The 13,100-nt window shown below is 65.8% G+C and carries 16 protein-coding genes; 10 read left to right on the top strand and 6 right to left on the bottom strand.

Translation table 11 applies throughout. The features are described from left to right. Window positions 1–47 precede the first annotated feature (47 nt). The gene (locus ABB28_RS10140; RefSeq protein ID WP_057508512.1) at window positions 48–1,544 is read right to left on the bottom strand and encodes a YifB family Mg chelatase-like AAA ATPase; all 1,497 of its coding nucleotides are present in this window, start codon (window positions 1,542–1,544) and stop codon (window positions 48–50) included. Between the two features lie 145 nt (window positions 1,545–1,689). Here ABB28_RS10140 and ABB28_RS10135 point away from each other — a divergent pair, with 145 nt between their 5' ends. The 3 genes from ABB28_RS10135 to ABB28_RS10125 all read left to right on the top strand — a co-directional run bounded on the left by ABB28_RS10135 (window position 1,690) and on the right by ABB28_RS10125 (window position 3,919). Next, window positions 1,690–2,235 (top strand): hypothetical protein, encoded by a 546-nt coding sequence (locus tag ABB28_RS10135; protein WP_057508511.1) that lies wholly within the window; start codon window positions 1,690–1,692, stop codon window positions 2,233–2,235. 138 nt (window positions 2,236–2,373) lie between these two features. Continuing rightward, window positions 2,374–3,324, top strand: coding sequence for a glutathione S-transferase family protein (locus ABB28_RS10130; RefSeq protein ID WP_057508510.1), 951 nt, complete (start codon window positions 2,374–2,376; stop codon window positions 3,322–3,324). A gap of 208 nt (window positions 3,325–3,532) precedes the next feature. Then, window positions 3,533–3,919 carry a glycine zipper 2TM domain-containing protein gene (locus ABB28_RS10125; protein WP_057508509.1) on the top strand — a complete coding sequence of 129 codons (387 nt, stop codon included), beginning with the start codon at window positions 3,533–3,535 and terminating at the stop codon, window positions 3,917–3,919. Between the two features lie 38 nt (window positions 3,920–3,957). Here ABB28_RS10125 and ABB28_RS10120 read toward each other — a convergent pair whose 3' ends face one another. Further along, window positions 3,958–4,851 carry a LysR family transcriptional regulator gene (locus tag ABB28_RS10120; protein ID WP_211260382.1) on the bottom strand — a complete coding sequence of 298 codons (894 nt, stop codon included), beginning with the start codon at window positions 4,849–4,851 and terminating at the stop codon, window positions 3,958–3,960. 94 nt (window positions 4,852–4,945) lie between these two features. Here ABB28_RS10120 and ABB28_RS10115 point away from each other — a divergent pair, with 94 nt between their 5' ends. Continuing rightward, the gene (locus ABB28_RS10115; RefSeq protein ID WP_057508507.1) at window positions 4,946–6,016 is read left to right on the top strand and encodes a tartrate dehydrogenase; all 1,071 of its coding nucleotides are present in this window, start codon (window positions 4,946–4,948) and stop codon (window positions 6,014–6,016) included. A gap of 10 nt (window positions 6,017–6,026) precedes the next feature. On the opposite strand, the gene ABB28_RS10110 is transcribed toward ABB28_RS10115, so the two are convergent. Then, window positions 6,027–6,314, bottom strand: a complete 288-nt coding sequence (locus ABB28_RS10110; protein WP_057508506.1) for a hypothetical protein — start codon at window positions 6,312–6,314, stop codon at window positions 6,027–6,029. Between the two features lie 228 nt (window positions 6,315–6,542). Next, window positions 6,543–7,028: a hypothetical protein gene (locus tag ABB28_RS10105; protein WP_057508505.1), complete on the bottom strand. Its 486-nt coding sequence runs from the start codon at window positions 7,026–7,028 to the stop codon at window positions 6,543–6,545. Between the two features lie 380 nt (window positions 7,029–7,408). Between ABB28_RS10105 and ABB28_RS10100 the strand changes: the two genes are divergently transcribed. The 5 genes from ABB28_RS10100 to ABB28_RS10080 all read left to right on the top strand — a co-directional run bounded on the left by ABB28_RS10100 (window position 7,409) and on the right by ABB28_RS10080 (window position 11,143). Further along, window positions 7,409–7,672 (top strand): hypothetical protein, encoded by a 264-nt coding sequence (locus ABB28_RS10100; protein WP_057508504.1) that lies wholly within the window; start codon window positions 7,409–7,411, stop codon window positions 7,670–7,672. Next, a complete protein-coding gene (locus ABB28_RS10095; RefSeq protein WP_057508503.1) occupies window positions 7,669–7,947 on the top strand; it encodes a helix-turn-helix domain-containing transcriptional regulator in 279 nt (92 codons plus the stop codon). Before ABB28_RS10100 ends, ABB28_RS10095 begins: the two co-directional genes overlap by 4 nt. Before the next feature lie 157 nt (window positions 7,948–8,104). After that, window positions 8,105–8,620: a hypothetical protein gene (locus tag ABB28_RS10090; protein WP_057508502.1), complete on the top strand. Its 516-nt coding sequence runs from the start codon at window positions 8,105–8,107 to the stop codon at window positions 8,618–8,620. 247 nt (window positions 8,621–8,867) lie between these two features. Then, on the top strand, window positions 8,868–9,266 hold the full coding sequence (locus ABB28_RS10085) for a hypothetical protein (RefSeq protein ID WP_057508501.1): 399 nt from the start codon (window positions 8,868–8,870) through the stop codon (window positions 9,264–9,266). Between the two features lie 86 nt (window positions 9,267–9,352). Continuing rightward, window positions 9,353–11,143 (top strand): peptidoglycan-binding protein, encoded by a 1,791-nt coding sequence (locus tag ABB28_RS10080; RefSeq protein ID WP_057508500.1) that lies wholly within the window; start codon window positions 9,353–9,355, stop codon window positions 11,141–11,143. 127 nt (window positions 11,144–11,270) lie between these two features. Here the strand turns inward: ABB28_RS10080 and ubiK are convergent, their stop codons facing one another. Next, window positions 11,271–11,525 (bottom strand): ubiquinone biosynthesis accessory factor UbiK, encoded by a 255-nt coding sequence (ubiK, locus tag ABB28_RS10075; RefSeq protein ID WP_057508499.1) that lies wholly within the window; start codon window positions 11,523–11,525, stop codon window positions 11,271–11,273. Window positions 11,526–11,662: 137 nt separating this feature from the next. Between ubiK and ABB28_RS10070 the strand changes: the two genes are divergently transcribed. Continuing rightward, window positions 11,663–12,001 (top strand): P-II family nitrogen regulator, encoded by a 339-nt coding sequence (locus ABB28_RS10070; RefSeq protein ID WP_057508498.1) that lies wholly within the window; start codon window positions 11,663–11,665, stop codon window positions 11,999–12,001. Between the two features lie 288 nt (window positions 12,002–12,289). On the opposite strand, the gene ABB28_RS10065 is transcribed toward ABB28_RS10070, so the two are convergent. Next, on the bottom strand, window positions 12,290–12,955 hold the full coding sequence (locus ABB28_RS10065) for an RIO1 family regulatory kinase/ATPase domain-containing protein (RefSeq protein WP_057508497.1): 666 nt from the start codon (window positions 12,953–12,955) through the stop codon (window positions 12,290–12,292). Between the last annotated feature and the right edge of the window lie 145 nt (window positions 12,956–13,100).

The raw sequence follows: 13,100 nt of genomic DNA, 5'->3' as shown, positions 1-13,100 counted from the left end.
GTGTCTGGCACCATACCCGGTTGCGTGGGGCTGTGGGCGGTTCCCGGTTACGCCCCTCGATCCAACTGCCGGTAGCCGATCGCTTCCGCCAAGTGCGCGCTTTCGATGTCATCAGCCCCCGCCAGGTCCGCGATCGTGCGCGCCACACGCAGTATCCGGTGCATCGCACGCGCAGACAGCTGCAGACGCTCGATGGCCTGTTCCAGCAGGCTCTGGTCGGCTTCTGAAAGATGCGCACACAAGCGAAGTGCCTTGCTGTCCATATGCGCATTGAGCGCGCCACGCTGCAGTTGGCGTTCGCGCGCCGTGATCACCCGCGCGCGGACATCCGCACTGCACTCGCCCGCCGGGCCGCCTTCGCGCAACTCCTCCGGCGACAACCGGGTGACCGTGACATGCAGGTCGATGCGGTCCAGCAACGGGCCTGAAACCCGGCCGCGGTAGCGCTGGATGCGCTCACTGGTGCAAAGGCAGCGGTTGCTGCGATCGCCTGCCCAGCCGCAGGGGCAGGGGTTCATCGCGGTGACCAGTTGGAAGCGTGCGGGAAACACCGCACTGCGCGCCGCGCGACTGATCCGGATATGGCCTGATTCGAGTGGCTCACGCAGGATCTCCAGTGCCATGCGCGACCACTCCGGCAGCTCGTCCAGGAACAGCACGCCGTTGTGCGCCAGCGAGATCTCGCCGGGGTGGGGCGGGTTGCCGCCACCGGCCAACGCGGCCGGGCTGGCGCTGTGGTGTGGCGCGCGGAAGGGGCGCTGGCGCCAACGCCGCGGGTCCAGCCCACTACCGCTGATCGAGGCGATGGCCGCGCTCTGCAGCGCCTCGGCCTGGCTGGCTTCGGGCAGGATGCCGGCCAGCCGCGAAGCCAGCAGAGTCTTGCCGCATCCGGGACTGCCTATCAGCAGCAGATGGTGACCGCCGGCCGCAGCGACTTCCAGCGCACGTCGCGCATGCGGTTGGCCGCGCACATCGCTGAGGTCCAGCGGCGGATCGGCCTCGATGCTGGTCCGCTCCGCACGCGGCAGCCGCGAAGGATTTTCGACCGATGCGCAGACCTCGAGCAGCGTGCGTGCCACGCGGACGTCGGCATGCTCGGCCAGCGCGGCCTCGGCAGCATTGGCCGGCGGCACGAACAGTGTGCGGTTGGCCTCGGCGGCTGCGATGGCGGCGGGCAACACGCCATCGACAGGCCGCAGCTCGCCGGTGAGCGCGAGTTCGGCTACGTACTCGTGGCGGACCACCTGCTGCGGGTCCAGCTGGCCACTGGCGGCCAGGATGCCCATCGCGATGGCAAGATCGAAGCGGCCGCCTTCCTTGGGCAGATCCGCCGGTCCCAGGTTGATGGTGATGCGCCGCTGCGGGTAGTCGAAACGCGCGCAAAGCAGGGCGGCGCGGACGCGTTCTCGCGATTCGCGGACGGTGGTTTCAGGCAGGCCGACGATCTGGGTAGCGGGCAAGCCACCAGACAGATGCACCTCGACACGAACCAGCGGCGCATCGGCGCCGGCACGGGCGCGGCTGTGGACCAGCGCGAGGCTCATGCGGTGACTCCATCGGATGCAGAAACCCAGTGTGGTGCAGGCGGTGCTGGCTGTACGTCGGTGGAGGGTAGGCAGTACTGTAGGTAGAGCTACTTACGACCGCCGCTGTACCGGGTGGGCCACTCAAGCGAAGGAGACGCGCAGCATGGTCGGGAAGGCTTCACGGGCACGTACCTATACCGCCTTCGGTATTGCAGCACTCTGCTGGGCGCTGTCGGCCAGCAATCTTGGCTACATCTCCTTCTTCTACGCCTTCGCTTTGGCCGCGAGTCTTGTCGCACAATGGTTGTGGTTCAAGGATGTTCCGCTGTTGACGGCGTCGAGGGCGCTCGAGTTCTACGTCCTGCTGTGCGCGAGCGCGCTGATGTATCTACTTCCCTCGGCATTGTCGGGCCGCCTGCTGTCCGATGCGTTCCAAGTGCAGCAGACTGCGATATGGGCAGCGGTCACTGTGGCCGTGCACGCAGGTGGTGCGTTGCTTGCACTGCGACTGGGCTGGCGGCGCGGGCTGGGCGTTGCCCTCGCACTGTTGTTTGCCACGGTGGCAGCATGCGGGGTGAGATGGGTGCAGTCAGGCGAAGAGCGTCCGCCAATGCTGGCGGTGTTGCTTCCGGTGATCGGCTACCTGCCCGGTGTTGCGGGTGCGATTGATAACGTGCCGATCCAGGTGAACCTGTCGGCATCGGAGTGAAGGACGGCGGGACGTCCTGCCAGAACGGCAGCGACGTGCGCCCAGGTGATCGATGCCACACCCGCCACGACGCCGTCACCATTGATTGCCACCGCCTGCGTTAGAACGGGAACCGACATCACACAAAGGTTCCCACCGATGGGCATGTTGGTAAATGGCGAATGGCAGACCGGTACCGCAGGCAGTGCAGGCGAAGACGGGCACTTCCATCGCGAAGAATCCACCTTCCGCCGCTGGCTCACCGCCAACGGCGAGTGCGCGCCGAACGGACACCCGGCCTTGATGGCTGAACCCGAGCGATTCCGCCTGTATGTCAGCCTGGCCTGTCCGTGGGCCCATCGCGCGCTGATCGTGCGGGCGCTCAAGGGACTGGAGCCGCTGATCCCGCTGTCCATCGTCAACTGGCACATGGGCGACAACGGCTGGAACTTCGCGCCCGGCCCCTTGGTGACCCCCGATCCGGAGCGCAACGCAGACTATCTGCATCAGCTGTATGAGGCCGCCAAGCCCGGCATGACCGGCAAAGCGACCGTTCCGGTGCTGTGGGATCGCGAGAAGGGCGAGATTGTCAGCAACGAATCCGCCGACATCATCCGCATGTTCAACGATGCCTACGATCACCTGGGCGCGAGGCCGGGTAACTATTACCCGGAGGCGCTGCGGACAGAGATTGATCGCATCAACGAACGCGTTTACAGCACCCTCAACAACGGCGTGTACCAGGCCGGCTTTGCCGCCACGCAGGAGGCCTACGACGAGGCGATCGTGCCCTTGTTCGACACGCTGGAGTGGCTGGATGGTTTGTTGACGGATCAGCAGTGGCTGGTCGGTGGCGTGATGACCGAAGCCGACATCAGACTGTTCACCACCTTGATCCGCTTCGACTCGGTCTATTACGTGCACTTCAAGTGCAACGTGAAGCGCACCGTCGACTACCCGGGACTGCATGCCTTCGTGGAACGGATGATGGCCATCCCGGAGGTGGAGGGAACGGTCAATTTCGAGCACATCAAGCACCACTACTACGGCAGCCATAAGCACATCAATCCGTCCGGCATCGTGCCCGCGGGGCCTGCGGTCGCTTACTGAGGGGAGGGGGCAGACGGGCCACTTCCAAGCGCCATCCATGGCCCATTTCGCGTGCCCGCGACAACGCCTGCCCCAACCTGAACAGGCGCCGGTTCATCTCCGGGTACGCAATGTTCCGGCAATCTTCGGCGACGAGATTGAATCGTGCGGGGACAGCACAACGCCCGCTCCCCGCAACTGATCACCTGTCCTATTGGAGGATTTGACGATGCTTACCTCAACCGCTTCCGTATTCCGTGGCCTGGCCCTGGCGTTGGCACTCACCGCCGGCGTTACCGTCGCCAGCGACGCCGACGCGATGTCGCGCAAGGACAAGAACACGGCGATCGGTGCCGTGGTCGGTGGTGTCGCAGGTCACGTCCTGTCCAATGGCGACCCGATGATGACCGTTGGCGGTGCCGTGGCCGGCGGTGCGATCGGCAACGTGACCACCAAGGATCGCCGCGACAACCGCAACTATCGCTACGATCGTGATCGTCGCTATGACCGCAACCATCGCTATGAGCGCAACACCCGTTACGACCGTCGCGATGACCGCCGTCATTGGAACAACGGCCGTCGTGGCAATGACCGCCATCATGGTGGGTGGCGCTGAGTTGATTCCGGCATCGGGGTGACGGCCAGCGGCCGTCACTACCCGGCCAGCGCGTCCTGCAGGAAGCGCACGCAGGCGCGCACTTTGGCCGACGCGCGCAGCCGTTCGGGATATACCGCCCAGATGTTCGCTTCCTGCCGATAGTCCGGCAGGACGCGCACCAGCTTGCCTTCGCGCAGCATCGCATCCACCTGCCACGTCGAGCGCAGCACGATGCCCAAACCTTGCACCGCCCACTGCACGGCTATCTCGCCGTGATTGGTCGACATGGGTCCGGTGACCTTCACCGTCTCGCGCCCGGCACTCCCTTCCAGCCGCCACACGCCGAACGGGTGATCGCGCTCGCGGATCACCACGCAGTCGTGGGTAACCAGGTCGGCCAGCGTGCGTGGCGTGCCACGTCGCTGCAGGTACTCCGGCGATGCGCACAGCACGCGCTGGTTCGACGCCAGCCGCGTTGCCACGAACTGTGGCGCGATCTCATCGCCGATCCGCACGTCCAGGTCGAAGCCTTCGTCGGCAATGTCGATCAGGTGGTCGAACAGCTCCAGCCGGACAGCCAATGCCGGATGCGCCGACGCCATGCGCGCCAGCGCGGGCGCGACCACCTGCCGTCCGAAGCCGAAGCTGCTGCTGACCCGCAACATGCCGCGCGGCAGGGCAGGGCTGGCGGCCACCGACTCGACCAGGCTGTCCATGTCATCCAGCACCCGCTGCGCCCAGCCGAACACGCGCTCGCCTTCTTCGGTGATGCTCACCTTGCGCGTCGTGCGATGCAGCAACCGCGTGCCCAGCGTGCCTTCCAGCAGCCCGATGCGCTTGGTCACGTACGCAGGCGAGACACCCAGTTCCAACGCGGCGGCACGGAAGCTGGCGCGGCGGGCGACGATGACGAACACGCGCAGGTCATCGATGGGCGGACTGTTGTTCACGAAATAGGCACTATCAAACCACGGTTGCGCCAATAGTAATGCGATCCGTGAATGCCTAGCATCGAGGACACTCCCCTCCTGATGCGAGCGCCCCATGACCCAGACGTTCAAGATTGCCGTCATCCCCGGCGATGGCATCGGCCAGGAGGTCATGCCCGAGGGCCTGCGTGTGCTGGAGGCTGCCGCACGCCGCTTCCAGCTGGACCTGCAGTTCACCCACATCGACTGGGCCAGCTGCGATTACTACCAGCAGCACGGGCAGATGATGCCCGACGACTGGAAAGTGCAGTTGCAGGACATGGATGCGATCTTCTTCGGCGCGGTCGGCTGGCCGGACACGGTGCCGGACCACGTCTCGTTGTGGGGTTCGCTGCTGAAATTCCGTCGCGAGTTCGACCAGTACATCAACCTGCGGCCGGTACGTCTGTTTGAAGGTGTGCCGTGCCCGCTGGCAGGGCGAAAGCCGGGCGATATCGATTTCCTGGTGGTGCGCGAAAACACCGAAGGCGAGTACACCAACCTGGGCGGCATCATGTACGCCGGCACCGAGCGCGAGATCGTCATCCAGGAAACGGTGATGAGCCGTCACGGGGCCGACCGCGTGTTGAAGTACGCCTATGAACTGGCGCAGTCGCGTACGCGCCGCCACCTGACCGTGGCAACCAAGAGCAATGGCATCGCCATCAGCATGCCGTGGTGGGATGGCCGCGCGGATGCGGTCGGCGCAGCCTATCCGGAGGTCACCGTCGACAAGCAGCACATCGACATCCTCACCGCGCGTTTCGTGCTGCAGCCGCAGCGCTTCGACGTGGTGGTGGCGAGCAACCTGTTCGGCGACATCCTGTCCGACCTGGGCCCGGCGTGCACCGGCACGATCGGCCTGGCGCCGTCGGCCAACCTCAATCCGGAGCGCGATTTTCCGTCGCTGTTCGAGCCCGTGCATGGCTCGGCACCGGACATCTTCGGGCAGGGCATCGCCAACCCGATCGCGATGATCTGGTCTGGTGCGCTGATGCTGAAGTTCCTCGGTTCCGAGGAGGCGCACGACGCCATCATGGCGGCGATTGAAGGCGTGCTGGCGCAGGGGCCGCTGACGCCGGATCTGGGCGGCAAGGCGACGACGGCGCAGCTGGGCGAGGCGGTGGCGGCGGCGGTGGCAGCCTAGCGAAGCACGGCTAGATCATCAAGAGAATGAGGAACAGCAACGGCGCGCTCACCAGCATGGCGCGAGCGAGATGCAGCCTGGCCCGGAGGCCGAATACGTACTGCCGCTTGGGCATGTGGCGGTCCAGAAGCAGCGTTGCGGCAAACAGGGATCTTGAAAAGTACCCGGCTGCAGGTGCATTCGTGTACTTCCGGTATGACGGGTCAACGCGATCGACCTCCGCAGCGACCCGATCGATTACGACGATGTACACGCCCAAGTACACAACCACCGCGAAGAATGCCAGATTCAGATCCATGCGAGTCTCCCACTCACTTGCGTAGCCAGACACATTTGCCAGAGCCGCACGCCATACATGGCAGCGGTAAAAAGTACGGCCTTCAGGTAGTACATGAAGACGAACGTGCGGACTGATTTGAGTTTCATGTGTCTTTTCAGTCCGGTATCGGCGCCAGATCGCCACACGCGCTGACCGCACCAGCACGGCATGACCCGAAGTGCTCCGTGTGGCGACGGCAGTGGCAGCCTAGCGCGAAGCACGGCCCATCTGGATCCCCGACAGGCAGGCCGTCCTGCCCGGTCCGAACGAGTAGGTCACGCGGGACTGGCCGATCACCGTTGCAAGGGAGTAGCTGCCGGCAGGCTGGTCCATCAGGGGAACCCCGGCCGCCTGCAGGGTGGGATAACGCGCGTGCAACGCAGACAGCGGCACGCAGGCGCCGGTCAGGGTGAGCGTGAAATAGGTGGTCCGGTCGTGACCCATCGCCGTGACGGTGCCATTGACGCCGCTGAGCGCTTTGCCGATCCGTATCCGCCCCATCGATGGATCTGACGCGGCTTTCAGGGTATCGGAGAAATCGGCGTTGTCCTGTGGCAGTGCGGCGGCGAGCGCTTCGGTGAATGTCCACAGGGCGCGTTGATCGTCCGCCGATGCGGCAGGGGGAGACGCCCGCGCAATGCCGGGAAGGGCAATCAGGGCAAAGGCGATTCCTGCAATGGCGATTCCGTGCATCGTGGTCTGCTCTTCCTGAGTCGTGGGCGGTGCAGCGTCGTGTTGTGCCTGCGGTGGTGTCGCTGCGGGCGCGGTTCGCACGGGAAACTACAACTTTCCTGATGTACGTCCAATGCCCTGCCTGCGCACGATAACCCCGACTGGTGCCGAAGAGTGCCAGCCGGGATTGCAGTCCCGTTTTGCGAAATACGGATTAGGCTCTGTTTTGCCCACGTGGGCACGGCGGAGACTGCATGGCCCTGCCGGTTCCATGGCAGGCGATGTGTGGGGATTTCTCCACTGAATCCGCCGGTTTTTTCCGTAGTTTCCCGGTGACTGCAACCCGCATCGCCTGCCACCTCGCAATCCCGCAGGTGGCATCACCCGATGGGAGGCCACCGATGTTGCAGAAGACCCTGGACCATTACCTGAGCCGGCCGGCGCTCAGCATGCCGCCGCTGGACGAATCCGCCCGGCAGAACCTCGCCTCGGCCCAGCGCAGCCTGCAGGGGCTGGCGGCCGTGCTGGACGTGCTGGAAGCGGATCACCTCGTTTACAGGGCGGGCCCGAGCGAACCTCCCCTCGCGCCGCAACTGGTGGATGGCCTGTTGATGGCCGGGCGCCAGCTGATCGCTTCCGCTCAGGCCGCGTTGGAGCGCCCATGAGCGGCCCGGGACAGGCGTCCGCCGCCAAGCCGCAGGCCATTGCCGACCGCTTGCAGGCCTGCCTGCAGCACAACGACGGCGATCCAAAGGCCTTCATCGACGCGCTGGCGGCCGTTGCCGAGAACCATGGCCTGGTGACCCTGGCAGCCGAGTGCGGCGGCGTGTCCGCCACGACGCTGCGCCGCCAGCTGTGCGGCCATTACCCGACGTCCTTAACGACCGTGATGCGGGTGCTGCGCGTGCTGGGCATCCGCCTGCAGGTGCAGGCGAGGTAGGCGGCGTCAGCGGCGTCATGCGCCGCGTTCAGCGTGCGTGAAAATGTGACGGAAGGCACGCCTTCACGACTGTCTAAATCGCTTAACAGGTCCCCCGGTATGCTCCATGCACCCGCGCGCCGCCGTAGGCGCGCGAACGACCGATCAGGAGGATCCGTTGTCTCAATCACGCTCTCTCGCGCTGCTGGCGCTCTCGCTGGGCCTGGCCCTTACCGCGTGCAAACCCGCCCAGCCGACAACGCCGGCAGGAACAGAGCCGGCTAGCCCGGCACCGGCCACCACCGCGGCAACCACCGCACCCGCAGCGCCGGCTGATGCCGCCACGCAGTGCCCGCATGCCGACTTCAACACCTTCCTGGCGCATTTCGGCAACGACATCGCCCTGCAGGAGAAGTCGGTCGCCGACCCGCTGGTTACCGAATCCATCGATGCCAACGCCCAGCCCGAACCGGCCAAGGTAACCCGGCAGGTCCCGCTGGCGGAGGTGGAGTGGCCGGTGATTCCGGACCCGGCGACGCTGTCGCGTCTGGGCCGCGAACTGCAGATCACCCCGCAGGCCGACGGCAGCGTGCAGGTCCGCCTGCGCACGCCGAACACCAGCGACCAGCAGATCTACACCTTCGCGCAGAAGCCGTGCTGGCAGCTGCAGAGCGTGGACGATCAATCGATCTGATCCCAATGGCGACAGGGCCTGCTGACAGGCCCTGTTGCCGCTTCACGGAGCACGACGCATGACGTCAAAGTTTGTCGCCCCCGCCTTGATGTTGCTGTTGGCTGCCTGCAGCGATCCGGCGGCGGAACCGTCCACGCCGGCCGCACCGGCGGCGGCGGCCCCCCCGGCTGCAGGCGCCACCGCAGCCCCCCCGGCGACACCGGCAGCGGCTTCCACGACCCCCTCCACCCAGCAGGACGACACAGGAATGCACATCGAATGCCAGGGAACCCGCCTGACCGTGGCGGGGCTGCCTGACCAGGGCAATGACGCCCCGCCGCAGACGCGGCTGGATATCGAAAAGGACGGCCAGCGCCGCACCTTGGACAAGCCGGCCGAGATGACCGACTACACCGCCGTGGGCCTGGCCTGCGTGCAGGACAAGGACAACACGCCGTATTTCGTCGTGCAGTACGGCGAGCTGCCGTATGGTTGCCAGTTCTGCGAATGGTTCTATCTGTATGACGCCGACGGCAAGCAGCTGACCCACAGCAATCCGCCGCTGCACGGACAGGCGCCGTCGCAGGAACCCAACAACGACGAGTACGAGCAGTGGCTGGCCAAGCTCGGCGTGACCCACCCGGAGGTGACCTACTTCAAACCCTGAAAGCGATAGGAAGCACGCTGCACCGTTTCACCTGGAGCAACACCCCTTAAGGAAATTCCCTTTTTCATAGAATGGATCGCACCGCTATGCCTGACATCTACCAAAACATGATCCAGCCCCGCGGGGCCGGATACCGCAGTGACCAGATAAAACCCTATAGCCATTACCGCGAGCCTATCGATCAGACCGATGGCCGCTTGCATGGTGAATCGCGCCGTTGGGGCGATGCGTCGCCGGAAGTACAGTCACGTGTGATCGATACGCTGATTGAATCTTCCCGCGAAGCCGGGCTTTCCCCGCGCGAAACCGCGCATGTACTGGCCATCGCCCGCGTTGAATCCGGCTTCAATCCGGATGCCGCCGCCGGCACCACGTCCGCCTCCGGACTGGGCCAGTTCATCGATGGCACCGGCAACGCTTACCAGTTGAACAACGGCAACCGCTTCGATGTGGAAGCGCAGTCCGATGCGCTGGTGCGGCACTTCATCGACAACCGCCAGCTGGCCCAGCGTCGCGGCCAGGGCGAGGAGTACATCTACAAGTACCACCACGATGGCCCGACCCGCGATTACGGCGGCCTGGGGCTGGCGGAAAGCAAGGTGATGCCGCGCCTCGCCGAGTACGAGCAGTTCGTCAACGAACGCCTGGCGCAGTCGCAGTCGCAGGGCCAGACGCAGGCGCAGGCTCAAAGCCAGGCGTCGCCGACGCAGACCCTCGGTGCGGCAGCAGCGGTGGCCGGTGGCGCGGGAGCAGGCGTTGCCGCCGTACAGGCGGCCGCCGCGCAGCAGCAGTCGGGTTCGTTCCAGCACACCATGCAGGTGATGTTGCCGCCGCAGAACGGGGTCAAGCCGCACATCACCGGGCATTATGGTGAAGAGCGCGGTGCCAAGGACCACGGCGGTACCGACTTCAACTATGTCGGCGGTCAGACCGGGATCAACCGGCAACATCCGACCATCAATGCGCCGATTTCGGGCAAGGTCACCTTCGCCGGTGGCAGCTACGGCACGGTCAAGATCCTCGATGCGCAGGGCAATTCGCACGAGATCCTGCACATGAAGGACGTGCAGGTGAAGGAAGGGCAGCAGATCCAGGCCGGCCAGCCGATCGGCACCATGGGCGGACGCGGCCCGAACGGGGCCGACCAGTACGCCCAGCACGTGCATTACCAGCTGCGCGATCCGGCCGGGAAGCTGCAGAGTCCCGAAGCGTTCTGGGACCAGCGCCGGGTGCAGGAGGGTGCGACGGCGCCGGTGCAGGGCCGTGCAGATGACGCGTCGTCGGTGCTGCGCCACGGTGCACGCAACGAGGATGTGGCCAAGCTGCAGCAGGAACTGAATCGCCAGGGTGTGCGCGATGCCAATGGCAATCGCCTGGCCGAAGACGGCCGCTTCGGTGACCACACCCGCGAGGCGGTGACCACCTACCAGCAGGCCAATGGGCTGAAGGCCGACGGCATCGCCGGCCCACAGACGCTGGGCCGGTTGGGCGAGGGCCGGCAGGCTGCGCACGGGCATTCGCATGAGGCCCCGGTGCGTGCACCGCAGCTGGGCGAAGCCGGACATGCGGATACCCCGTTGCATGCGGCGATCCGCGGGCAGCTGCCTTCCGTGGTGTCCAACGACATGGCTGCGCACATCACCCACATGGCCAAGCAGGCGGGCATCGACAGCCCGGACAAGCTGCAGGGCGTCGCGGTGCAGGATGGCAAGGCGTTCGTGATGGGCACCACGCCGGGCTTCCGCGCGATGGTGGACATGAGCCAGCCGGCGCCTGCCGCCGAGCAGACCAGTGCCACGCTGCTGGGCGAGCGCTTGAGCGCCCAGGTGCAGCAGGGCCAGGAAGAGCAGCAGCGCGCCGCGGTGGCGATGCGCTGAGGTTCTGGCAGTCATCCGGCAGGTGGCGACCGCTGGTCGTCACCTGCCGGGTGGTGAAGCGTGACGACCAACGGTCGTCACCCACCGGTGCTCACCCACCGGGGCGGTGCCCACCCACCGCGCTCTGTCATTCAGCGGGCGGCTGCGGCTTTTCCATCGCGGCGACGACCTGTTCGAGTGCATCAAGCTTCTCGCGCGTGCGCAGCAGCACGGCGCGCTGTACGTCGAATTCCTCGCGGGTGACCAGGTCCAGTTTGGACAGGCCGGCCTGCAGGGCACTCTTGAAGGTGGACTGCAGCTCTTCGCGCGATTGGCGCAGGCCCGGCGGCACCAGGTCGCTGAGGCGGCGGGCGAGGTCATCCAGCTGGTTGAGGTCGATCATGGGGGCTCCTGTGACGGCCGCGTGGCCGCCACGGCAAGCCGGCGCCACGTGCATTACGAATGAGGGATGCCAAGGATACTCTCGCCACTGCAGGCGCACAGGCGCTATCCTCGCGGCCGAGTACAGGAGGATGCACGATGAAGATGGTCATGGCGGTGATCAAGCCGTTCAAGCTCGATGACGTGCGCGAAGCGCTGGCCGAGCGCGGGGTCACCGGGATCACGGTGACCGAGGTGAAAGGCTTCGGGCGGCAGAAAGGCCATACCGAGCTGTACCGTGGCGCCGAATACGTGGTGGACTTCCTGCCCAAGGTGAAGCTGGAAGTCGCAGTGACCGACGATCAGGTTGAGAGCGTGGTCGAATCGATCATCAAGGCGGCCGGCACCGGCAAGATCGGCGACGGCAAGGTATTCGTGTACGAACTGGGCAGCGTGGTGCGCATCCGTACCGGCGAACTGGATGCAGATGCCCTGTAAGGCCGGCTGAGCGGTAGCGCCGGGGCGTGCTCGGCGCGTGCAGCGGCAGGGGCGTGACGACCAACGGTCGTCACCCACTAGAAGCCAGGGGCGACGGCGTGACGACCAACGGTCGTCACCCACCAGAAGCGAGGGCAACGGCATGACGGCCGGCGGCCGTCCCTACCGGGCCGGAGCGGTAGCGCCGAGCCGTGCTCGGCGAGCGCAGCGGCAGGGGCGACGGCGTGACGACCAACGGTCGTCACCCACCAGAAGCCAGGGCGACGGCGTGACGACCAACGGTCGTCACTACCTGACCTGCTTTGCCCACGCGTAGAAACGTTTCCAGCCCTGGCGGATGGCGGCCACCCAGCCGGGGTCGGCCACGCGTGCGGCCAGCGCGGCACTCGGTCGCTGCCCGGTCAGGCGCTGGCGCATCTTCACCAGGTTCTTCAGGTCGCTGCGGCTCAGCTGGCGGGTGATCGGATTGCGCCGCAGCCAGCGCGGCGTGCGCCAGGCCGAGGTGAAGTCCAGCAGCACCGGCACGCCCCCACTGACCACCACGTTGGTGCCGTGCAGGTCGTTGTGGGTGATGCCGGCGGCATGCAGCCGGTCCAGTGCCTGCTGCAGCTGTTCGAACACTTCGGTGCCCACCGCCTGCGCGGTGCTCAGGGTCTGCCCGGGAATGAACTCCATGCCCAGCGCCAGGCCGCCGATGGTGCCCAGCAACGCGGGGGCATGCTTCCAGCCGCTCAGGCGCTGCAGCATGTGGGCTTCGTGATGTACCAGCACGCGCGCCAGCAGCGACAGGGGGGTGCCGCGATAGCGGGTGTAGTCCTTCACCACGGCGGGCTGTCCGTCCATGCAGGTGCGGTAGACGTCCGGCTCCAGGAAACGTTCGCCGCGCTTGAGCAGCAGCGGCATCGCGGCATCGTCGCCGCAGATCGGAGAGGGGGAAGTAGCAGGGGTGTCCATGACGTTCTCTGACAGCCCGGTGGGTGGCGCAGAGCGTCAAGCGAACCGGTGGAAGGGGCATTAGCGAGTGCGCTAATTTTAGTACCCGCCAGTTTTCTATTAAATAATTGTGACGGCTTCGGCAGTGCAACAGTGCGTCATGCCA

It is taken from the genome of Stenotrophomonas chelatiphaga (assembly GCF_001431535.1).
GTDB classification, from domain to species: domain Bacteria; phylum Pseudomonadota; class Gammaproteobacteria; order Xanthomonadales; family Xanthomonadaceae; genus Stenotrophomonas; species Stenotrophomonas chelatiphaga.
This window is presented reverse-complemented; position numbering and strand designations above follow the sequence as displayed.